Source organism: Nocardia sp. NPDC127526 (genome assembly GCF_042672265.1).
Classification (GTDB): Bacteria; Actinomycetota; Actinomycetes; order Mycobacteriales; family Mycobacteriaceae; genus Nocardia.
Map to the genome: position 1 here is coordinate 213,311 of NZ_JBHXVO010000002.1, position 21,892 is coordinate 235,202.

Annotated in this window: 21 protein-coding genes; 15 read left to right on the forward strand and 6 right to left on the reverse strand. The window is 67.2% G+C overall.

Translation table 11 applies throughout. The features are described 5' to 3' along the window. The first annotated feature begins 16 nt into the window (after positions 1 to 16). The 3 genes from ACFVIV_RS04080 to ACFVIV_RS04090 all read left to right on the forward strand — a co-directional run bounded on the left by ACFVIV_RS04080 (position 17) and on the right by ACFVIV_RS04090 (position 3,706). Entirely contained in the window at positions 17 to 784 is a 768-nt protein-coding gene (locus ACFVIV_RS04080; protein ID WP_379193301.1) for a phytanoyl-CoA dioxygenase family protein, read from the forward strand. 83 nt (positions 785 to 867) lie between these two features. Beyond that, complete coding sequence (mdlC, locus tag ACFVIV_RS04085; RefSeq protein WP_379193302.1) at positions 868 to 2,490, forward strand: benzoylformate decarboxylase; 1,623 nt, start codon at positions 868 to 870, stop codon at positions 2,488 to 2,490. Positions 2,491 to 2,758: 268 nt separating this feature from the next. After that, positions 2,759 to 3,706, forward strand: a complete 948-nt coding sequence (locus ACFVIV_RS04090) for a fatty acid desaturase family protein (protein WP_379193303.1) — start codon at positions 2,759 to 2,761, stop codon at positions 3,704 to 3,706. Between the two features lie 4 nt (positions 3,707 to 3,710). On the opposite strand, the gene ACFVIV_RS04095 is transcribed toward ACFVIV_RS04090, so the two are convergent. From ACFVIV_RS04095 to ACFVIV_RS04115, 5 genes are all read right to left on the reverse strand, one after another. Then, a complete protein-coding gene (locus tag ACFVIV_RS04095; protein ID WP_379193304.1) occupies positions 3,711 to 4,763 on the reverse strand; it encodes an Rpn family recombination-promoting nuclease/putative transposase in 1,053 nt (350 codons plus the stop codon). 20 nt (positions 4,764 to 4,783) lie between these two features. Next, complete coding sequence (locus ACFVIV_RS04100) at positions 4,784 to 5,380, reverse strand: cupin domain-containing protein (RefSeq protein ID WP_379193305.1); 597 nt, start codon at positions 5,378 to 5,380, stop codon at positions 4,784 to 4,786. Further along, entirely contained in the window at positions 5,364 to 6,479 is a 1,116-nt protein-coding gene (locus ACFVIV_RS04105; protein ID WP_379193306.1) for a 4Fe-4S binding protein, read from the reverse strand. The genes ACFVIV_RS04100 and ACFVIV_RS04105 overlap by 17 nt, the downstream gene beginning before the upstream one ends. Further along, complete coding sequence (locus ACFVIV_RS04110; protein WP_379193307.1) at positions 6,476 to 7,450, reverse strand: 4Fe-4S binding protein; 975 nt, start codon at positions 7,448 to 7,450, stop codon at positions 6,476 to 6,478. The genes ACFVIV_RS04105 and ACFVIV_RS04110 overlap by 4 nt, the downstream gene beginning before the upstream one ends. Before the next feature lie 65 nt (positions 7,451 to 7,515). Continuing rightward, on the reverse strand, positions 7,516 to 8,220 hold the full coding sequence (locus ACFVIV_RS04115) for a response regulator (RefSeq protein WP_379193683.1): 705 nt from the start codon (positions 8,218 to 8,220) through the stop codon (positions 7,516 to 7,518). Between the two features lie 181 nt (positions 8,221 to 8,401). On the opposite strand from ACFVIV_RS04115, the gene ACFVIV_RS04120 reads away from it, so the two are divergent. From ACFVIV_RS04120 to ACFVIV_RS04135, 4 genes are all read left to right on the forward strand, one after another. Beyond that, entirely contained in the window at positions 8,402 to 9,313 is a 912-nt protein-coding gene (locus tag ACFVIV_RS04120) for an ATP-binding cassette domain-containing protein (protein ID WP_379193308.1), read from the forward strand. Then, positions 9,310 to 10,125: an ABC transporter permease gene (locus ACFVIV_RS04125; protein WP_379193309.1), complete on the forward strand. Its 816-nt coding sequence runs from the start codon at positions 9,310 to 9,312 to the stop codon at positions 10,123 to 10,125. The genes ACFVIV_RS04120 and ACFVIV_RS04125 overlap by 4 nt, the downstream gene beginning before the upstream one ends. A 42-nt stretch (positions 10,126 to 10,167) precedes the next feature. Beyond that, positions 10,168 to 11,163, forward strand: coding sequence for an LLM class F420-dependent oxidoreductase (locus ACFVIV_RS04130; RefSeq protein ID WP_379193310.1), 996 nt, complete (start codon positions 10,168 to 10,170; stop codon positions 11,161 to 11,163). A gap of 386 nt (positions 11,164 to 11,549) precedes the next feature. After that, positions 11,550 to 12,038, forward strand: coding sequence for a PadR family transcriptional regulator (locus ACFVIV_RS04135; RefSeq protein WP_379193684.1), 489 nt, complete (start codon positions 11,550 to 11,552; stop codon positions 12,036 to 12,038). Here ACFVIV_RS04135 and fabD read toward each other — a convergent pair. Further along, positions 12,035 to 13,003, reverse strand: coding sequence for an ACP S-malonyltransferase (gene fabD / locus ACFVIV_RS04140; protein WP_379193311.1), 969 nt, complete (start codon positions 13,001 to 13,003; stop codon positions 12,035 to 12,037). The two genes, ACFVIV_RS04135 and fabD, sit on opposite strands and share 4 nt — an antisense overlap. Before the next feature lie 612 nt (positions 13,004 to 13,615). On the opposite strand from fabD, the gene ACFVIV_RS04145 reads away from it, so the two are divergent. From ACFVIV_RS04145 to ACFVIV_RS04180, 8 genes are all read left to right on the forward strand, one after another. Continuing rightward, positions 13,616 to 14,410, forward strand: coding sequence for an SDR family NAD(P)-dependent oxidoreductase (locus ACFVIV_RS04145; RefSeq protein WP_379193312.1), 795 nt, complete (start codon positions 13,616 to 13,618; stop codon positions 14,408 to 14,410). Between the two features lie 145 nt (positions 14,411 to 14,555). Continuing rightward, positions 14,556 to 14,954, forward strand: a complete 399-nt coding sequence (locus ACFVIV_RS04150; protein WP_379193313.1) for an acyl carrier protein — start codon at positions 14,556 to 14,558, stop codon at positions 14,952 to 14,954. Between the two features lie 3 nt (positions 14,955 to 14,957). Then, complete coding sequence (locus tag ACFVIV_RS04155) at positions 14,958 to 15,404, forward strand: hypothetical protein (protein WP_379193314.1); 447 nt, start codon at positions 14,958 to 14,960, stop codon at positions 15,402 to 15,404. Beyond that, positions 15,401 to 16,654, forward strand: coding sequence for a beta-ketoacyl-[acyl-carrier-protein] synthase family protein (locus ACFVIV_RS04160; RefSeq protein ID WP_379193315.1), 1,254 nt, complete (start codon positions 15,401 to 15,403; stop codon positions 16,652 to 16,654). Before ACFVIV_RS04155 ends, ACFVIV_RS04160 begins: the two co-directional genes overlap by 4 nt. Further along, a complete protein-coding gene (locus tag ACFVIV_RS04165) occupies positions 16,651 to 17,130 on the forward strand; it encodes a 3-hydroxyacyl-ACP dehydratase FabZ family protein (RefSeq protein ID WP_379193316.1) in 480 nt (159 codons plus the stop codon). The genes ACFVIV_RS04160 and ACFVIV_RS04165 overlap by 4 nt, the downstream gene beginning before the upstream one ends. Then, positions 17,127 to 18,395 carry a beta-ketoacyl-[acyl-carrier-protein] synthase family protein gene (locus ACFVIV_RS04170; protein ID WP_379193317.1) on the forward strand — a complete coding sequence of 423 codons (1,269 nt, stop codon included), beginning with the start codon at positions 17,127 to 17,129 and terminating at the stop codon, positions 18,393 to 18,395. Before ACFVIV_RS04165 ends, ACFVIV_RS04170 begins: the two co-directional genes overlap by 4 nt. Positions 18,396 to 18,431: 36 nt before the next feature. After that, positions 18,432 to 20,768: a beta-ketoacyl synthase N-terminal-like domain-containing protein gene (locus ACFVIV_RS04175; protein WP_379193318.1), complete on the forward strand. Its 2,337-nt coding sequence runs from the start codon at positions 18,432 to 18,434 to the stop codon at positions 20,766 to 20,768. A 33-nt stretch (positions 20,769 to 20,801) separates the two neighbouring features. Then, positions 20,802 to 21,890 carry a 3-oxoacyl-ACP synthase III family protein gene (locus ACFVIV_RS04180; protein ID WP_379193319.1) on the forward strand — a complete coding sequence of 363 codons (1,089 nt, stop codon included), beginning with the start codon at positions 20,802 to 20,804 and terminating at the stop codon, positions 21,888 to 21,890. Positions 21,891 to 21,892: the final 2 nt, after the last annotated feature.

A 21,892-nucleotide genomic window follows, 5' to 3' on the forward strand; every position in this document is an offset into this window, starting at 1 on the left:
TTCTACTCTGAGCAGCATGACCGGAACCAGCGAGCCGACAGTGTCCGCCGATCTCGTCGATCGATACCTGCGGGACGGGTACCTCCACGTTCCCGCAATGCTGAGCGCGGCGGAGGTGGAGACGTTTCGTGCCGATGCGCTCGAGCAACTGGGGCGGCACAGCACCGTGTCCTGGGATCACGAGGACGGCAATGTGATGGATTGGGTCTCCCAACCCGAGCGGAGCAGCCCGGCCATGCGGCAGCTGCCCTTGCATCCGCGGATCACCGCGATTGCCGAACAACTGGCCGGACGTCCGCTGCGCATGTTCAAGACCGAACTGCTGCGCAAACGGACGGACGGCAGCGCCGCCACGCCTCTGCATATCGACGCCCCCGCCTTCCCGATCGGCGGAGCGCCGGTCACGCTCACCGCCTGGGTGGCGCTGACCGATGTTCCGGTGGAGAGGGGCTGTATGTCCTTTATTCCGGGCTCCCATCACTGGCCCGAAGGATCCCCCGCGAATTTCGATCCCATCGCCGCCCGCCCCGAGTTGCGCTGGTGGCCGCGCGTCACGGTGCCCGTCCGCGCGGGCGACTGCACCTTCCACCACGCCCGGCTGGCGCATCTCGCGGGCGCCAATCACACCGATTCGGCCCGGATCTCACTGGCCACCGTCTATATGGACGCGGACGCGGTGTTCCGCCACGATCCGCAGTCGGCCTACCAGGATGAGGTGCCGGATCATGAGCCCGGCGGCCGCTTCGATCCGCAGCGCTATCCCCGAGCGACCGCGTCCGCATAGTGCCGGCCAATGCCTCCGCGCCCGATATCGGCCGGCATACCGAAACCGGCTCGAGCATGTTTCGTTTGCTGTGTAATTGCTAGATGGCGAAGAGTCGGGGTGCTCGGCGAACGGTGGCGGAGGAAACGTTCGAGGTCATGCGCCGGTTCGGGGTGGATCGGATCTTCGGTAATCCCGGGTCCACCGAGATGTCGTGGTTCCGGCATTGGCCCGATGACCTCGGGTACGTGCTGTGCCTGCAGGAGGCGAGCGTGGTCGCGATGGCCGAGGGGTATGCCATCCGGTCCGGGAAGCCGGGCATGGTCAACCTGCATTCGGCGGCGGGTATCGGCAATGGGATGGCGAGCATCATGACGGCGTGGCGGAATCAGTCGCCGCTGGTGATCACCGCGGGGAATCAGGCGCGGGCGCTGCTGCCGGTCGATCCCTATCTGGGGCAGATCTATCCGACGGAGTTCCCGAAGCCGTATGTGAAGTGGGCGGATATGCCCGCGCGCGGCGCCGATGTGCCCGGGGCGCTGGCGCGGGCCTTTCTGACCGCCATGACTCCGCCGTGCGGGCCGGCATTCGTGACCATCCCCTCCGATGACTGGGAGGCCGAGGCGGAACCGGTGCTCGAGCACACCGTCGCCCCGGGGCTCGGCGCGGATCCGGCCGCGATCGCCGACTTCGCGAAAGTGCTTGCGGGAGCGAAGCATCCGGCGATCGTTCTGGGACAGGAGGTCGATCGCGACGGCGCAGGTCCCGGAGCCGTGCGGCTGGCCGAGAAACTGAAGGCGGCGGTCTATGTGGCGCCGTGGGCTTCGCGTTGCTGCTTCCCGGAGGAGCATCCGCTGTTCCAGGGGTACCTGGCGGCCTCCCGCGAGCATGTCCGCGAGACCCTCGACGGCCACGACGTCGTGCTGGTGATCGGCGCGCAGGTCTTCACCTATCACGTGTGGACTCCGGGCCCGTACCTGTCCGAGGGCACCACCCTGCTGCACATCACCGAGAACCCGACACACGCCTTCAGCGCACCCCTCGGTGCGAGCGTAATCGCCTCGGCGGGCAATGCGATTCGCGCCCTCACCGACGCCCTCACCACTACCGTCGGCACCGCGCCCAAGCCGCGCGCGAAGCCGGCGACGGTCGACTCCGACGCCAAACCCATGCAGGGTGCGTACGCGCTGAAGGTGTTGCGCGAGATGGTCCCACCCGATTCCCCGGTCTTCGAGGAAGTGCCCTCGTTCCGCGAAACCTTCCGCGACCAGTTCCGCATCGCCGCGCCGGGACTGTACTACAACGGTTTCAGCGGCGGCCTGGGCTGGGCGCTGCCCGCCAGTGTCGGCGGCGCACTGGCCACCCCCGACCGCAAAACCGTCGCCGTCCTGGGCGACGGCTCCATGATGTATTCCATCCAAGCCCTCTGGACCGCCGCCCAGCAACGCGCCCCACTCACCGTCATCGTGATCAACAACGGCGAATACGGCGCCATGAAGTCCTTCGCGACCCTCTTCGACATCCCCGCCTTCCCCGCCCCCATCCAGCACAGCCTCGATCTGCCGCGCCTCGACTTCCCCGCTCTCGCAACAAGTATGGGGGTCCCCGCCATGCAGGCCGACGAACCGTCGATTCTGCCCGACATGCTCGAACAAGCCATGGCGGACCCCGGCCCGGTCCTCATCGACGTCCACGTCGAACCGCTGCGCGGCGTGGGACCGCTGTAGACCCACACGAACGACACCGACCCAGAAATCACCCCGCAGTCCTATTCCGTGTCATACCAAGGGATTACATCGAACGAGATCTCTGTCGATAGCTTCGGATCGTCAGCCCCCGCCCGGAACCCGGGTGACGGTGATATCGCCGATCCAGCTCTCAGGAAGATCTATGACGACATCTGCCTTGGTCCCGGAGTCATCTCCACCGTCACCGCGGCGCGGCGCCGACGGTGATTACGCTCGCCTGTTGCGCCGGATTTCCGATGCGGGACTGATGAATCGGCGTCCGATCTATTACGTGGTCCGGCTCAGCCTGGTCGGGATCGCGTTCCTGGCCGGGTGTGCTGTGTTCGTCCTCGTCGGCGACTCGTGGTGGACGCTCGCGGTCGCGGCGTTCATGGCCGTGGCATTTGCACAGGTCGCCCTTGTCATGCACGATGTCGCGCACCGCCAAGTCTTTCGCCTGCGGCAGCCGACGGAGATCGTCGGCCGGGTCGTCGGCAATGCCGGCATCGGCCTGGCGTACGGCTGGTGGCAGGACAAGCACACCCGCCATCACGCCAACCCGAATCACGAGGAACTCGATCCCGATGTCGCGCCCGACATTCTGGTCTGGTCGCAGCAGCAGGCGCGAGCCAGCCGCGGCCTGCCCCGTCTCATCGGGAGGTTGCAGGCATACCTGTTCTTCCCCATGCTTCTGGTGGAAGGCCTGAACCTCCACGTCGCCGGTGTCCGCGCGCTCCGAAATCGGTCCATCAAACACCGCGCACTGGAGGGCGCGCTGCTCTTCGTCCACTTCGCCGCCTACCTGACCGCACTCTTCGCAGTTCTGCCCGCCGACAAGGCCTTCGCATTCCTCATCGTTCACCAAGCCCTGTTCGGCCTGTACATGGGCTGCATCTTCGCCCCCAACCACAAGGGCATGCCAACCCTGACCGGCAACAACCGCCCCGACTACCTCCGCCGCCAGGTACTCACCTCCCGCAACGTGCGCGGCGGCCTATTGACCGACCTCGCCCTCGGCGGCCTCAACTACCAAATCGAACACCACCTGTTCCCGAGCATGCCAACCCCGAACCTCCGCCACGCCCAACCAATCGTCCGCGCCTACTGCGCCGAACTCGGCGTCCCCTACCACGAGACCGGCTTGATCACCTCCTACCGCGAGGCCCTGAAACACCTCCACCACGTCGGCGCACCCCTCCGCACCGCCGACCACTGACCTATTACTCGAAGACCTTTTCGATCGTTTCGGCACTGAGGACGCGGGCCGTCCACACTCGAAGTTCGTCGACGCCCGCATTGTGGACCGTATCGGCGACATGAGCAGGGACCGGCCCGAACCGCAACACCAGCAGTTCTAGGAGTGCTTCCGCCCGGCCCTCCGCCCGCCCCTCCGCTCGTCCCGCCACGCGGCCTTCTGCTTTGAGCCGGTCTGCGGTGGTCATCAGTGTCTCCTTCGCCTCGGGTCCGAGCTCGTCGACGACGGGTTCCAGATCGGCTCGATCGGTGTCACCCATACTGAGAATGTACGTCAGAACGGCCTCCAGATCGGCGCTGCTCGACCGCACCAGCATGCGTAAACAGCGCATGATCGGCTGTAGGTCCTCCAGCCCCAGCCGAGGTCTGCGCGGCGCCGTCTTCAGCAGGAAGAACAAGGTCGTCACAGCTGGGGTGAGGTCCCGGGACAGCAAGGATTCCACATCCACCGCTGCGAGATCGTCGACCACGTAGCGCCATCGCGGCAGGTACTCGATCAGGGATTCACGGGCGGCGCTGTCGAGATCGATCAGCTCGGACAGATCCAGTGGCGCGGTCCAAGGTCGTCCCCCGGGATCGCAGAACAACACCACGGGAAACACCATTGGCACCGTGCGGGCCGTCGGGCGGTCTCGTAGCCAGCGCCGCCAGAAGGCGATCTCGTATTCGGCCAGTCGGATCGCCATCAGCGGGTCCGAGCTGCTCTGGTGCTCCAGTAGCAGGTATAGGTACGCCTCGCGGTCGTCGTAGCGGGTGCGGTAGAGGATGTCGCTGCAGCGTGACTGGAGTTCGACGGAGATGAAGCTGCCGGATTGCAGCTCCAACTCGTCCCAGTGCAACCGGGCGGCGACGTCTTTCGGAACCAAATGCCGCAATTCGGCAGCAGCGTTGGCTGCATGCGACATGACATGCCGAAAGTACGAATCGTGCCGATTCGATGGTGACACAGCCATATCCGAGCAACTTACTCCGACAACCGCTGCAACAGAGCGGTTTACGAAACCTTGACAGGGGGTCATCCGATCAATCGAGCAGTTGCTCAGCGGAGGATGTGGTCGCGCAGTCCCGCTGCTGGGGAGTAGCCGCGGCGGCGGGCGAATCGGGTGGCCAGTGGGAGGAGGAGGCGGCGTTGGAGGGGGAGGGGGAGGGTTGCGGCGAAGGTGGTTGAGCCGGGGGTGCCCAGCATTAGGAGGAGTTGTGGGAGGTGGAGTTCCTGTTGGGAGTTGACGTTTCCATCGCGAAGGGCTTGGCCGAGAGTTTTGCCGTAGGAGAGCATCCAGACCGGGCCGGGTGAGTAGAGGGTGCGGACGACGATGGGCGTGTCGGAGTCGTTGTACGGGTCGATGTGGGGTTTGCCGGGTGGGACTGTCACTGACTCGCCGGTTTTCAGGAGAGCGGTGCGCCAGCCTAGGCGGTAGCGGGCTCGAGGGCCGGCGAGGAGGAGGGAGTGCTGGGTGATGCCGGGGTGGATGTGGGCGGGGGATTTTCCGGTGTGCGGGGGCAGGATTCGGGTGAGGCCCAGGTACTGGCGGCCTGCGGCGAAAAACCAAGGGTGGAGTTCGATTCGGGCGCCGTTGGGGCCGGTGTAGATCTCGTAGATCGGTAGGTCGCGGTGGAGTTCACTGCTGCTCGTCATGGGGTTCCGGGGTGGGGTCGATGTGGGGGTCGGGGACGGTCACGCGGCGGGCGTGGCGGATTGTCTTGTGGGGGAAGGTGGTTCGGACGTGGTCTGCGGCGGCGGAGTTCGCTTCGACGTAAACGTATTCGGGTTTGCGCACCAGTGGCGTCACGATGTCGCGAGTGTGGGCTTCGGGGTCGGCGAGGTAGCGACCGAGGACGTCGTCGCCCGCCGGGCAGACGGCTACGCAATAACCGGAGCGGTATTGGGGTTGGAAGGACAGACTTTGCCAGACCATGAGGGTTTCGCTGGGGGTGACGCGGCGGCGGTAGTCGGCGGCGTTCTTGCTGTCTACCACTTCTTCGACCCAACCCGCGAAGTTGCTGAGTTCGTGGTGGTTGTTGTGGGTGTAGCAGGCGTCGAAGTCGAAGTTGCCGTCGGCGTGGATGGCGCCTACCGGGCAGGTGGTCACGCACAGGCCGCAGTCGATGCACGGGTTGGATGGGACGGGGCGGGAGTATTCGGAGATCGGGCGGTCGATCAGGATGGCGCCGAGGACGATGAAGGTGCCGTACTTGGGGTGAATGACGTTGCGGTGCAAGCCCATCTGACCCAGGCCGGCGGCGACGGCGACCAGTTTGTGGGAGACGACCCAGCTGCGTTTCGGAAAGCGGTGGATTTCGGCGGGGAATCCGATGGCCGGGTAGAGGGCGCGCACGCCCTGCTGTTGCAATCGGAGGCAGATCTCGCGCGCGGCCTCGTGGGTCAGTTCCTGGGTGGTCGCGACGTCGCGGTTGCCGGCGCTGATCGATCGGCTCTGCAGGTTGTCGCGGCTGGTGCGCACGCAGAGTGCGATGAGGGCGCGGGTTCCGGGCAGGGCTTCGAGGACGTAGTCGCGTTCGCCTTCCAGGCCGGGCGTGTCCAGTGCGACGAAGCCGACGTCGTCGACACCGGCGGACAGGCACAGGTCCCGCAGTCGATCCGCGTCGAGGGGTGTGTCGGCGGGGGTTTCGGCGGCCCGGGCCCGCGCCGCCGCGACCGTCGGGTGCGGGCGTTCCGGGGTGCCGCGTTCGATGGGTACGTGCAGCGGATTCCACAGCCGCTCGGCGTCGTTCATTGCGGCTCCGGGGCCGCGTCGACGCCGTCGGGAGGCATGATGCCGCTGTCCACGTGGCGGACCGTTTTCGTGCGGAATCGTTTGCGCACATGGGTTTCCGCGTTGGACCCGGGGCTCGCATAGATGTTCTCCGGTTTGCGCTGCAGGGGGCGCAGCACCTCTTGGAGGTGGTTCTTGCGGTCGGCCAGATACGGCCCGATCACCTCCGAACCCGCCGGGCACACCGCGACGCAATAGCCGGAGCGATACTGCCGCCGCGACTGCATGGTGGTCTCGCGGGGACTCATGCGCTGGTTGTAGTCGTCGAGGTCTTCGCTGTCGGCCATGACCTCGACCCAATCCGCGAAGTTGTTCACGAACTGGTTGTAGGTGTGGGTGTAGCAGCTGTTGAAGTCGAAGCTGCCGTCATTGTGGATGGCGCCGACCGGGCAGGCGGCCACGCACAGATAGCAGCCCAGGCACGGATTCCAGTCGATCGGCTGCGAGTAGGGCGCGATCTCCGCCTCGGTCAGCACCGTGCCGAGACCGATGAAACTCCCGAATCGCGGGTGGATGACGCACCGATGAATTCCCATGTGCCCCAAGCCCGCTGCCACCGCGACCGGCTTGTGCGACACCGTCCAGCCCCGGCTCGGCAAGCGCTGCGCCTCGACCGGAAAGGTCACCGACGGGTACAACGCCCGGTGGCCGCGATCCTGGAGCGCGAGGCTGATGCGGTGCCCGATCCGATCGAGAACCGGTATGGCGGTATCGATCTCGGTGTTCACCATGCTGGACGCGCGGCTGCGGAAATTCTCCCGGCTCAACCGCACGCACACCGCGATCAGCGAGCGGGTGCTCGGCAGCGCCTCGCGCACATAGTCGACCTCGCCCTCCAGCCCGGGCGTGTCCAGCGCCGCGAAGCCGACGTCGTCGGCCCCGGCGTCCAGGCAGATCCGCCGTAGTTCCGCCGCGTCCATTACTTCGGTCATTGCACTACCTCCCGAAGATGTAGACGCCGCGCGCGGCGAAAAATCGTCGGTGCGCCGACCGGGAATCAGCGCGGATTCACCAGGCGGGTTTCGTAGGCGTAGATGGCGGCCTGGGTGCGGTCGCGCAGCTGGAGTTTGTCGAGGATGCGGCCGACGTGGGTTTTCACGGTTTGCTCGGAAATCGACATCTCCCTGGCGATTTCGGCATTGGAGAGGCCGCGGGCGATGAGAACCAGGACCTCGGTCTCGCGGGTGGTGAGGTCGGCGGGCTTCTCACCGGACGGGGCGGGCCGATCCTGCCGGGCGAACTCGGCGAGCAAGCGGCGGGTGACCGACGGGGCCAGCAGCGCTTCACCCGTGGCCACGATGCGGACGGCATCGCCGAGGGATTGGGCCGAGGATTCCTTGAGCAGGAACCCGGAAGCCCCGGCGCGCAGCGCGGCGTACACGTAGGCGTCGAGGTCGAAAGTGGTCAGGACGATGACCCTGGTGGGCCCGGCGGCGGTGATGGCGCGGGTCGCTTCGATGCCGTCGCAGACCGGCATGCGGACATCCATCAGCACCACATCGGGATTCAGGCGCGCGGTTTCCTGAATGGCCTGGCGTCCGTCGGCGGCCTGGCCGACGACTTCGATATCGGGTTGGGTGTCGAGCAGGACCGCCAGGCCCTCGCGGACCAGCTCCTGATCGTCCGCGATCAGCACCCGGACGCTCGACGGCGCGCCACCCTGCGGTTCCTGAGCCTGGAATTCGTTCTCCGACACCGGAATCGACCCCTCCTGTCCGGACGACGCGGCCCATCCACGCCATCGCGACTCGTACCACCCTGTGACACAGCGTAATCGCGCGACGGCGGTGCCACCGGACCGGCGGGTCCCTCTCAGGTACTACTCCAGAACTTGGCTCTGACGATGGATGTGGCTCAATGCTCCGAAAAATACGATCGGATACATGATCGAAGCACGCAGCTTGACCAAGTACTACGGCAAGACTCGCGCCATCGAAGATCTCACCTTCACCGTCCAGCCCGGCCGAGTCACCGGGTTCCTGGGGCCCAACGGCTCCGGGAAATCGACCACCATGCGGTTGATGCTCGGCCTGGACACCCCGACATCGGGCGAGGTCAGCGTGGTCGGGCGCCGCTACAGCGACCTCATGTACCCACTGCACACCGTCGGCGCCCTGCTCGACGCCGGCGATGTGCTCCCCTCCCGCACCGCCGCCAACCATCTCGCATTCCTGGCCGCCAGCAATGGGATTCCGCGCCGGCGCGTCGACGAGGTGCTCGACCGGGTCGGGCTCTCGGATGTCGCCGATATGCGCGTCAAGGGCTTCTCCCTCGGCATGCGGCAGCGGCTCGGCGTGGCCGCGGCGCTGCTCGGCGATCCGTCGGTGCTCATTCTGGATGAACCCGTAAACGGCCTGGACACCGAGGGCATCCGGTGGATCCGGCAGACCCTGCGGGCCATGGCCGACGAGGGCCGCACGGTGCTGCTGTCCAGTCACATGATGAGCGAGACAGAGCTGGTCGCCGATCATCTGCTGGTGATCAGCCGCGGCACCATCGTCGCCGACGAGCCCACCGCCGATTTCGTGGCGCGCAATGCCGAACCGCGCGTGCGGGTCCGGGGCAGCGATCTGGCCGAGCTGGCGCGCGCCCTGGGCGATCGCATGGAGATCCGCGGCGATGTCGGCACCGTGCGCGGCGTCCCCTCCCGCGAGGTCTGGCGGGCCGCGGCCACGCGCGGCGTCGTACTCGACGAGCTGACGCCCATCAACGCCTCCGTCGAAGAGGTCTTCACCCGGCTGGTCAGCGGCCAGCACACCTTCCAGGACAGCGACATACTCCAGGAGTCGGCATGACCACCACGGCCACCACCGCGAAAATCCGAGCCACGACCACGACGACCTCGGCGATTCCACCCTGGTCGGTGGTGCGCAGCCAGGCCCGGTCCGAGCTGATCAAGATCCGCTCGTCGCGGGCGCTGTGGCTGCTGCCGACACTGGCCTTGGTGATCGGTCCGATCACCGCCTCGATCGTGGGCTTGTCCAACAGCCTCGAACCCACCGATACGGTGCTCGGCGGGGCGTTCACCGCGATGACCTTGCCCATCGCGCTCATCGGGGCGTGGGGCGCGCTGGTCATGTCCACCGAGTACACCTCGGGCACCATTCGATCGGTGCTGGCGGCGACGCCGCAGCGCGACGGCGTGTTCGCGGCGAAGGTCCTGGTGGCGACCGCGGTCAGCACCACGCTGGGCGTGCTCGCCACCATGCTGACCTATCTGGTCGGCGTGCTGGCCATCGACGGATCCAAATACGCTGCCGGAGAACCTTTTCCGGGACTACTCGGCATCATCGCGGTATTCCCCGCGGTGGCGCTGTTCGGCCTGGCCCTCGGCGTGCTGCTGCGCAGTTCGGCCGGCGCGGTGGCCGCGGTGAGCGCGCACGTGGTGCTGCCGGAGGCCGCCTCGGCGACCGCATTCGGCGAATTGCACAAGCTGGCGACCATTCAGGCGCCCAGCGCGGTGGTCGGAAAACTGTCGCAGAGCGCGGATGCCGCACCGGAATTGATCGGTTCGCTCGGCGGCTGGCCGCGATTGGCGATCGTCGTCGCCGTCACGCTCACCGTATTGACCTTCGCACGCCGCGCCCTGAATCGCAGAGACGTCTGAATTCGCAGGATAACCGCTGATTCACCAGACATGGGAGCACAGATGACACAGTCAGCCGGGCGGGCCTTGGTCCGCCTCGGATACCAGATGCCCGACTTCAACTTCGGCGCCACGGCCGACAAGCTCTTCCCGGCGGTCGTCGCGCAAGTGCGGCAAGCCGAGCGATCCGGATTCGACACGGTTTTCCTGACCGACCACTTCTATCAGCGATTCGGCCCGCCGTCCGGTCCGACGCTGGAGGCATACACGACGCTCGGCGGAATTGCCGCCAGTACCGAGAAGATTCAGCTGTCCACCTTGGTGACCGGCAACACTTATCGCAATCCGGCATTACTCGCCAAGACGGTCACCACACTCGATGTCATCAGCGGGGGCCGGGCCATGCTCGGCCTCGGCGCCGGCTGGTTCGAACTCGAACACCTCTCCTACGGCTACGAATTCGGCTCGTTCACCGACCGATTCGAAAAGCTCGACGAAGCGCTGCAAATCATTACGCCGATGCTGCGCGGCTCCCGGCCGAGTTTCGACGGCACATGGTATCGGGTCTCGAATGCGATCAATGAACCGCGCGTTCGCGACGACCTGCCCATCATGCTCGGCGGCGCGGGCGAGAAGAAGACCTTCGCGCTCGCGGCCCGGTATGCCGATCATCTCAGCATCGGCTGCGACGCGGTGGACCTGCCGCGCAAACTCGCGGCATTGCGGCAGCGCTGTGACGAAATCGGCCGTGAGCGTTCCACTCTCGACGTCAGCTACCTGGCCTTCGTCGTCATGGACGAGAGTTCCGAACGCGCGCACGAGTTGATCGACCAGATGTTCGCCGCCCGGGTGGGCGATCCGGCGAGGGTCGACCGGGTGCGCGCGTCCATGGCCGGCAAACTGTTCATCGGCTCACCGGACGAGGTCGCGAAGCAGATCTCCGACCAGGTGCTGGCCCACGGCATCGACGGACTCGTTGTCAATATGGTGGCCAATGGCCACCAGCCGGGTGTCCTCGAGATGGCCGGCGAGACCCTCAGCCCGCTGCTCCATCAGTGAAGGCGGCGGTTGCCGCACATCAATCATGTTGTGCGGCAACCGATTCGACCACCCGCCCGGCCGAATGCGCCGGGCGCGGGAGGATCCTTCGAGTGGCGCGCGGCGCCCTCGAACAGCGCTGTCGCGCGTTGACAGCCCCACAGTCCGAAATGTATAGTCCGGCCCACAGGATGAGACCCGGATAGCGGAGTGTGTGAATTTCCAACTACCTGAACGAATTTCACACCGATCCGGGGCGGGGGGCCGCGCCGCTCGAGCTGCGACCGGCCTACCGCACCGTTGTATGCGACGCCTCGAAATCATTACGTCGCTATCCGATATAAGAGGAGTGAGCTGCTTTGTCGAAACTCAAGCTCAGCCCGACATCATATTTGGTCCTCAGTTTGGTGGCACGTACGGGACCATGTACACCGTTCGATATCAAGAAACATGTGGACCGCTCGATCGGCTTCTTCTGGTCGTTCCCTCATTCCCAAATCTACGCTGAGCCAGAGCGTCTCACCGAGAAGAAGTTGCTGTCGGGATATCAGGAGCCGACGGGCCGCCGGCGACGAATCTATAGTATCACCGATCTCGGCAGGGCAGAACTGGAAGAATGGCTCACGTGCGGCGCCGACACGCCTACGCACGAGCTGCGCGACAGTGGTTTGCTCAAACTGTATTTCGGGAGTCTGTCCTCTCCGCAGGACGTCGCCAAGGTCGCCGACGGCGAGAAGCTGGCGCATCAGCAACGCCTGGATCGCTATCAGAACGCGCACAATTCGTTGTCCCGGGATCCCGACAGCGATGCCAATGAACTGCTGGTGCTCGAATTCGGCATACGCTACGAATCTCTCGCCGTGGAATTCTGGGACCGCATCGAACAACGCCGCTAAACGGCCTCGGCGCGCACCGCATCCGCCTCGGCGACGAGCGACTGGATGCGGCGCGCGTCGCCCGCGGAGTAGTTCGCGATCTCGGGGTAGGCGCGCTTGCACAACCCGGTCAGCACCCGCCCCGGGCCGACTTCGATGAAGGCGTCGACGCCGAAACCGTGGACCGCGCGCAGGCTTTCGCTCCAGCGCACGGATCCGGCGAGCTGCGCGCGCAGCGCCTCCCGCGCCCGCTCCCCCGTCGTCACCGGCTGCGCGGTGACGTTCGCGATGACCGGAATCACCGGATCGGCGAATCGGACCCGGCCCAGCTCCGCGGCGAACTCGGCCTCGACGGCGGCCATCATCGAACTGTGGAACGGCGCGCCGACCTTGAGGCGCTTCACCTTCACCTCGGGCAGGCCGAGTCCGGTTGCCCGGGAGGTGAATTCCGTGACGCCGGCGACGCTGCCGGAGACCACGGTCTGATCGTCGGCATTGTAGTTCGCGACTTCGACCACCTCCCCGGTGTCGTCGCGGACGGCGGCGCAGATCCGCTCGACCTCGGCGCCTGGCAATCCGAGCGCGGCGGCCATGGCGCCGGGGGTCGACTCGTTCACCTCCGCCATCAGCATGCCGCGCCGCCGCACCAGCGTGAGCGCGTCGGTCCAGTCGAGCACGCCGGCGGCTACCAGCGCGGTGTACTCGCCGAGACTGTGCCCGGCCACGACCACCGGCGCCGGCAACATCTCGGCTAGCACCCGGTGGGCGGCGAGGCTCGCAATGAAAATCGCGGGCTGGGTGATGTCGGTGCGCTCCAGCCGATCCTCCGGTCCGGCAAAGCACAATTGCGAGAGCTCGAATCCGAGAATGTCGTCGGCGGCGCGGAACAAGGGGGCGACGATATCCGCATAGGTGTCGCGCAGATCACGTCCCATCCCGACGCGCTGTGAGCCCTGGCCCGGAAACAAGAATGACGTCGATTGCATGTCGATACTCCAACCGATACTACGGGTAGCAGAAACTCCGGCGGCTGCGGGCCGCACGGCAGAGGGGCTTTTCGTCGCGCCATCGAGACCACTCCCCCCGAAGGCGATTATGCGCGCCCGGTGGCAGTAGTTCAATTGCTACCAGAATTGCGGCGAGTACGCACTGTGATGCGAGCGCTGTTTACCTGTCACGTCATGTGACTCAAACAATTCCAGCTGGTCTGTATTTCTCATTGCGAATAATCGCATGATCGAAAACAAGTCGTACGACCGACCAATTAATGGGCCTTGATACAACTCGGTGAATTTCAGGTATCGCAGCGGTTCGAGATCAACGGCGCCGAGCGCGAGACCATGGCTTTCACCGGCGTGCGCGGTTTGCCCCCGATACTGTCGGCTACCAGCGCCGTCGCCGCGACGGGAACAATGAGATGCCAAGTAGCGCTTGTGAATTCATCGCTCGCAATCGGCCACCTCCTGTGACGAGCGTCACGTTTTATCCGGTTGCAGCACCTTAATTCGCAATGGATCATCGGTTTCGGAAAGTGTGGATGCGATCGTCCGATCCGTACTGTGCCACCTTTCCGTAGCTGACCCCTGGGGAGGGCTCTTATGTCAGCAAGTCATTCCGGCAGAGCTGCTTTGGTCACCGGTGGATCGGGTGGGATCGGGCGCGCAATTTGCCGCCGGCTCGCATCGGACGGCGCATTCGTCGCCGTGCACTACTTTCGCGGCGAAGCGGCCGCTCGAGAAGTCGTCGACCAGATCGAGCGCGACGGTGGAAAGGCCATCGCGGTCCGCGGCGATATCTCCGACTACGACGACGCGGAAGCGATCGTCGAGGAGGTGCTGGCGAATGCCGGACGCCTCGACATCCTTGTCAACAATTCCGGTATCACCCGCAATCAACTGATCATGAAGATGACGGACAGCGATTGGCTCGACGTCATGCGGGTCAATTTCGGAGGCGTCTTCAATGGCACCCGGGCCGCCTGCGCCGCACTGGCGCGGCAGGACGGCGCGGCGATTGTGAACGTCTCCTCGGTCATGGGCGAGCGCGCCTGGATCGGCGCCTCCGCCTATGCCGCTTCCAAGGCGGCCATCAACTCTTTCACTCGGGCATCGGCGCTCGAGTTCGCCCGATTCGGGATCCGAGTTAACGCCGTGCTACCCGGATTCGTGGAGACCGAGCTGATCGCCGACGTGCTCACCGCGAGCGCCGGCGACGGCGTGCTCGGCCAGGTGCCCATCGCGGGCGCCACCAGGCCCGATGAGGTCGCGGAACTGGTGTCGTTCCTGGCGGCGCCGCACTCCGAGCACCTCAGCGGCGCGACCATACCGATCGACGGCATGAGCGGCGGCGTCCTCATGCTCGGCAAACCACTCAAGAAGAATGCCCGCCGCTAGCGGGATCCATTACCGACACCCGGTACGCCACTCGTAAACCGCGAGGGTGCAACCGATTTCGTTCCGCCGCCGGACCGGCGCGGAGTTCCGGCGATCGCGCACATCGAACCGTGCGAACGATCCATGACCGATAAGGGGTACAACCATGTCCGAAACCAGTGTCATCGACACCGTCCGCGAAATCGTCGCCGAGGCCGTCGCGCTGGATGTCGACGAGGTCGGCGCCGATGCGACGCTGTTCGGGGAGGTCGGCGCGGAGTCGATCGATCTGCTCGACATTCTGTTCCGGATCGAGCGCCGCCTCGGCGTCAAGATCACCACCAATGAACTGAGCGAGCGCATTCAGGGCGGTATTCCGGACGAGCAGTTCGGCACCGACGACGGGCTCGTCTCCGATATCGGGCTGGCGCAGCTGGAAAAGGTGATGCCGCAGATCGATCCGGCCGAGCTGAGCGGCAAGCTGCCCGCCGAGGACGTCATGAGCCTGTTCACGGTGCGCAACCTGGCGAATATGGTCGAACAGCACGTGCCCGCGGCGAGTTGAGCCATGCGATTCCATCTGGTCGACCGCATCGACACGGTCGAGCCGTGGGCTCGCATCGAGGCGGTCAAGTTCACCAGTTCCAGCGAACCCTATTGGGCCACAGATGATCACGGCAGTCACATGCCGGTGCCCATCCAGCTCGAGGTGCTCGCCCAGAGCGCGGCGTGGCTGGTCTATCTGAGCACCGACCGCAAGCACCGGGCCGTGCTGCTGTCGGTGGGTGCGGTGACGGCGCGTTCGCGCGTGCGTCCCGGCGACGACGTGGTCGTCACGGCCGAAATCCGTTCGGCCGGAGACACGATCGTGCTGTCCGGCCAGCTGCGGGTCGGCGATCGGATCGTCGTCGAGGTCGAGGACCTCATGTGCGCGCTGGTCGACGCCGAGACGCTCGAGGATCTCGACTCCGTGCGCGGCCGCGAAGAACTACTGCGAAGCGGGAACCAACCATGAACAACGAGGTAGTCATCACGGGCATCGGGGCGGTGACCCCGGTGGGAAATACGGTGGCGGACACCTGGTCGGCGCTGACCGAGGGCCGCAGCGGGGTCGGGCGGATCGAGACCTTCGATCCGAGCTCGTTCGTCGTGCAGATCGCCGGCATGGTGCGCGGTCTGGCCCCCGCACCGCACCTGCTGCGCACCCAGCGCTGGGACCTGCTCACCCGGGCGGGCGGATTCGGTGTCGTCGCGGCGGCGGAAGCGCTGGTGCAGGCCGGTGACATCGAATCGCACGATCCGGCGGACCGGGGTGTGTTCGTGGGCGGCCACGTCGGCCGGCCCGAGGCCGAAGAACTGGCCGAGACCGGCCGCCTGCGCCGGGAAACCGACGGCGCGGTCATCTACCGCCGCGATCCGGAGAGCACCTGGCGCTGCGATCAGGGCGTCGACCTGTCCGCCATCGCCGAGGTGGGCAACTGCCGCGGGCCGATGAGCGGCATCAGCACCGCGTGCGCGTCGGCGACCCACGCCATCGGCGAGGCGTTCCGCCGCATCCAGGTCGGTGAGATCACCATGGCGATCGCGGGCGGTCAGGACTCCCTGACCACCTGGCTCGACGTCACCGGGTTCACCCTGCTGGGCGCGCTGACCACCAAGTACAACGACAATCCGACCAAGGCCTCCAAGCCCTTCGACGCCAACCGCGACGGTTTCGTACTCGGCGAGGGCTCGGTGCTGGTGGTGCTGGAGAACCGGGAGCTGGCCGAGGCGCGCGGCGCGCGAATCCTCGCACGGCTCACCGGATATGCGGCGACCATGAACGCCTACCGGATCACCGACTCCCCGCCCGACGGCGGCGGATCCATCACCGCCATGGCCAATGCCCTCACCGATGCGGGCGTGGATCCGAACACGGTGGACTGCGTGTACGCACACGGCACGAGCACCCACGGCAACGACATCTCCGAGACCGCGGCCATCAAGAAGGTGTTCGGCGCGCACGCTTACGAATTGCTCGTCACCTCGCCCAAGTCCATGACCGGGCACCTCACTGCCGGCGCGGGCGGGCTGAACCTGCTGGCCGCGCTGTGCGGCTTCGAATCCCGTCTGGTGTCGCCGACCATCAACTACGAGGAACCCGATCCCAAGCTCGATCTGGACTACGTCCCGAATCGCGCGCGGGAAGCGGATCTGTCCGTCGCACTGGTGAATTCGTTCGCCTTCGGCGGCACCAACGCCTCGCTCGTGGTGGAGGCGCCATGAGCGTCGACACCATCGAGACCGCGCCGCGCTGGGACGGCGCCACCGGGTTGCGGGTGCCGCCCGATGCGCTCGCCCTGGCGGGCGGGCTGTGCCTGGACCGGATCGTCGAGTTGCACATCGGGACCCGCGCGGTCGCACGGGCGAATGTGCCGCACACGCTGACCGTGTTCGACACCCACTTCCAGCGCTTCCCGGTGCTGCCCGGCGTCCTGATGATGCACGGCCTGGCGAATCTCGCCGGCACCCTGCTGGCCGCCACCGCCGGTGGGCGGTGGCAGCTCACCGGCGCGCGCCGGATGCAGTTCCGCCACTATGTGCGCCCCGGCGATCAGCTCCGGCTGGAGGTGGACATTCGTGCCCGCGAGGACGCGCACGCGCGGTTGTCCGGCCGGATCACCTGCGCGGACACCGTGGTGGTGCTCGCGCGTGAGCTCACCATGACCCACGACTCGGGTCGAGGGAAGGAAACCCCATGAACCGCGTTGTCATCAGCGCCATCGGGGCGGTGTCGCCCCTGGGAATCGGATTCACCCAGACCTGGAAGGCCCTGCTGGCCGGGCACAGCGCCGTGCGCCGCATCGCCGGGTACGACCCGTCCTCGCTGCGTACCACCTATGGCGCCGAGATCCTCGATTTCGACGCGAAACCCTTTGTGCGGAACCGGAAGTCGCTGCGCCTCATGACGCGGGCGAATCAGCTGGGCCATGCGGCGCTGCGGCTGGCCACCGATGAGGTGGGCATCGATCCGACGACACCCGGCAACGATATGGTCGGGGCCTATCTGGCGAGTGAGAACCAGATCTCCGATCCGCTGCCGGTGATGGAGCCGACGATCGAGGCGCGCAACCCCGACGGGTCGGTCGACATCGACCGGCTGGGCCGGGCCGCGGCGGGAATGTATCCCCTCTTCTTCGTCGAGGGCCTGCCGTCCGCCGAAATGTACTTCCTGTCCGAGGAATACGGCTTCGCCGGTCCCAGCGCCTTCCAGTCCGGCGCCGCGGACGCCGGCATCAGCGCCATCGGCAACGCCTACCGCGCCATCGCGCGCGGTGAGACCGGTATCGCTGTCGCGGGCGCCTTCGACGACGGCAGCTCGTGGTGGTGCATGTCCAAGCTGGACCGCACCGCCCTGCTCACCGATCGCGAGGACGCCGCCGCCGTGCGCCCCTACGACCGGAACGCCACCGGCACGGTGCTCGGCGAAGGGGCGTGCGTGCTCGTCCTCGAGGAGTACTCGGCCGCCGCCGCGCGCGGCGCCGCACCCTACGCGGAGGTCGTCGGCTTCGGCGGCGGCTGGGAACCCGTTGTGCCGGGCGGGATCTGGGGCGACGGCTCGGCGCTGGCCACCGCCGTCCGCAAGGCGCTGCGGGAAGCCGGGATCGACGGCGCCGACGTCGGTTATGTGGCGGCCGACGGCGCGGCCGTCCCGCGCGCGGACGCCGCGGAGGCGCGGGCCCTGCGCAGCGCGCTCGGCGCGGGCGCGGACCGCGTGCTGGCGAGCAGCGTGCAACCCGCGGTCGGCCAATTGCTGTCCGCCGCAGGGTCGTTGAACATCGCCCTGGCCGCCGCGGCGCTGCGCGAGGGCGCGGTGCCGCCGACCTTGAACCTGGAAAACGCCGCCCCGGAGTGCGATCTCGACTGGGTGCCCGGCACGGCGCGCGAACTGCGCTCCGACTACAGCCTCGCGGTCGGCCGCGGCCTCAGTGGCCAGGCCGCGGCGCTGGCCTTGAAGCGCCTCTGAGTACGGCGCGTCTCGATCATGAACAGGAGTGCCCCCGTGCAGAAACGAGAAGATTTCGCGCAGACACCGCTGCAGACCGTTGTCGTCGTCGCCGTCGGCGCCGTGACCTCGCAGGGTGATACGGCCAAAGCGCTGTGGGACGGCGTGAGCACCGGCCACGTCGCCATCCGTCCGGTGGAACACCTGCCGATGGATGACTACCGCACCCGGATCGGCGGTGAGGTGCGCTCCCCCGTGCCGCCGTCGCCGATCGCCGCCGAGGTGGGCGGATTCCGGGATCGCGCTTTCGATTTCGCGTTCGCGGCCGCCTCCGAGGCCATGGACGCGGCCGGTGCGCTGGTCGCCGAGGTGGAGCCGGAGCGCCGGGCCATTGTGCTCGGCACCTGCAATGCCGGGTTGCTGAGCACCCTCGAATGGCTGGGCGACGGCAGCGGCGACGGCGCCGCGGAACTGGCCATGTACGGTCCGCCGCAAGCCATTGCCGAATCGCTGGCGGCGCACTTCCGGTGCGCCGGGCCGGTGTTGTCGGTCAATACCGCGTGTGCGGCGGGGGCGAACGCGATCGGCTACGCCGCCGATCTCATCGCCTTCGGCCGCGCCGATATCGTGCTCGCCGGCGGGACCGACGCGCTGTCGGATGTGGCGTACGCGGGCTTCAACTCGCTCGGTTCGCTGTCGCCGACGCCGGCCGCGCCCTACCAGGACAAGCGCACCGGGCTCTCGCTCGGCGAGGGCAGCGGCATGCTGGTGCTGGCGCGCGCCGATCTGGCGGCGGCCGCCGATATCGAGGCGCTCTGCGAGGTGCGGGGTTACGGTCTGTCCGCGGACGGTTACCACCCGACCGCGCCGCGGCCCGACGGGACGGGCGCCGCCCGCGCCATTCGGTCCGCCATCGAGTGGGCGGGGCTGCGCGACAGCGATATCGGCTACATCAACAGCCACGGCACCGGCACTCCGCGCAATGACAGCGCCGAAGCCAAGGCGACGCGGCTGGCCCTCGGCGACGCGGCCGATGCGGTGCCGGTGAGCAGCTCCAAGTCCATGATCGGACATCTGCTCGGGGCCGCGGGCGCGGTGGAGGCGATCATTACCGTCGGCGCGCTGCGCAATGGCGTGCTGCCGCCGACGGCGAACCTGCTGCGGCCGGATCCGGAGTGCGTGCTCGACCATATTCCCGTCGAGCCACGAATCGCCAAGGCGCACACCGCGATCTCCAATAACTTCGCTTTCGCGGGCGCGAATGCGAGCGTGGTCTTCGCGGACCGCCCGGTTGCGGGTGCGCGACCGGCGGTGCGGTCGACGCGGGTGGTGGTGACGGGCGCGGGTGCGGTCGGCGCGGCCGGCATCGGCGTGCAGGCGGCACTCGGTGCGATTGCCGAGGGCCGCGACTGCGCGCGCCTCGAGGACGGCATCCGGCTCGGCCTGATCGAGACCGATCCGAGCGATCACCTGACGCGGCGTGAGGCCCGCCGGATGGATCGGCTCGGGCTGCTCTCCACCTTCGCGGCGAGCCAGGCGCTGGAAACCGCAGGGGCCGAACTGATCTCGGCGGATCCCGATCAGGTCGGCGTGGTCTTCGGCACGGGACTCGGGCCGATGCAGGCCATGGAGCAGTTCGTGCGCCCGCTGCGCGATGAGGGAGCGGCGGCGGCCAATCCCGCCGTGTTCCCGAACACGGTGTACAACGCCGCCGCCGGCAGCGTCGCCACCCTGCTCGGCGCGCTCGGACCGACCTCGACGGTCACCGCCGGTCACGCGGCGGGCGCCAACGCCCTCTGCTACGGCTACGACCTGGTGTCGGTCGGGCGCGCGACCGCCATCCTGGCCACCGCGGCGGACACCATCACCCCGCTGGTCGCGCGCGGCTACCGGCGCCTGGGTCTGCCCATGGGCGCCCAGGATTCGTTCGCCCTCGCCGAGGGCGCGGCAACCGTCGTCCTGGAGAGCTACGACAATGCCCGCCGCCGCGGCGCCACCGTGTACGCCGAGGTGCTCGGGCATGCCGCCGCTTCCGATGCACTGGGCGTCGGCCGCACCGATCCCAGTGGCGCGGGCATGGAGCGCGCCATGCGGGCGGCGATCGAGAGCGCCGGATTGACCGTCGCCGATATCGCCCAGGTGTGGACCAACGAGGTCGGACTGCTCGCCGTCGACGCTCCCGAACAGCGGGCGCTGCGGCGGGTTTTCGGCGACGGCGGTCCGGAGCGCATTGCCGCCAAGCGGGCGCTGGGCGAGCAGATCGGCGTGGGCGGGCTGCTCGCGGCGGCGCTGGCCGCATTCCACCCCGGCCGCACCCGGCCCGGCGCCGTGCTGGTCAACAGTTCCTCGCTCGGCGGCACCCATTTCAGCATCGTGCTGGCGCCGGTGAGCTGACGGCAGCCCGAGAGACGAAGGACGACAACGGATATGGCAACGAACGTATTCTCCGCACGCATTGTGGGCACCGGCAGCTACCTGCACGGCGAAGCCATCGACAACAAGCAGGTCGAGGTGCTGCTCGGCCCGGTGCCCGAGGACATTCTCGAGGGCATCCAGGTCAAGCAGCGGCACTGGATGATCGATCCGGAGACCGGCGAACACCTGGTGACCAACTCGGAAATGGCCGCGGGCGCCGCCGCGGCGGCCCTCGAACGAGCCGGTCTGGAGCCGGGCGAGGTCGACCTGATCGTCATGTCGACGGCCAGCCCGGAGCACCTGCTGCCGCCCGCGGTCACCTACGTCCAGCAGCGGCTGGGCATCGAGGAATGCGCCACCATCGAAGTCCGTTCCGGCTGTGCGGGTTTCGTGGAGGCCGCCGATATCGCGCGGGGCTATCTGGAGCGCGGGGCCTTCCGCACCGCGCTGGTGATCGGCAGCGAAGCCATCTCACCCCTGCTGGTCCCCATGTATCGCGGCATCGATCCGGAGCGGATCCGGATGCGGGATCGATTGGTGGCCTACACCTTCGGTGACGGCGCGGGCGCGATCGTGCTGCGCGCCGAGGAGGCCGAGCCGGAGACCCGCACCGGTGTACTCGGGTCCTCGATCCTGACCATGGGCGGCGCCAAGAAGCCGGGCATGCAGGTCATCGGCGGCTCCACCCACGCACCGCAGCACAAGCAGCAGCAGGCCAAACGACTGCTGGACCTGAAGGTCGACGTCGTCGAATCCGGAAAGTACATCCCGCACATGATCACCCGCTCGCTGCGGGACCTGCTGCGGGCCAGTGACCTTGCGGCCGAGGACATCGCGCTGTGGGTCGTGCCGGAGGGCAATGCCGGGTACATGACCAGTGAACTTGAAGCGGCCGGGCTGCTCACCGACGAGTGGCTCGCCCTGCGCGACAAGGTGTACGAGAACATCGAGCGGGTCGGCGCCACCGGTTCGGCGGCGGTGCCCCTGGCCCTGGACGAGGCCGCGCGCACCGGCCGCATCCGGTCCGGGGACAAGGTCATGCTGCTGGCCATCGAGACCAGCAAATGGAAGTACGCCGGCATGACCCTGGTCTGGGCCTGACC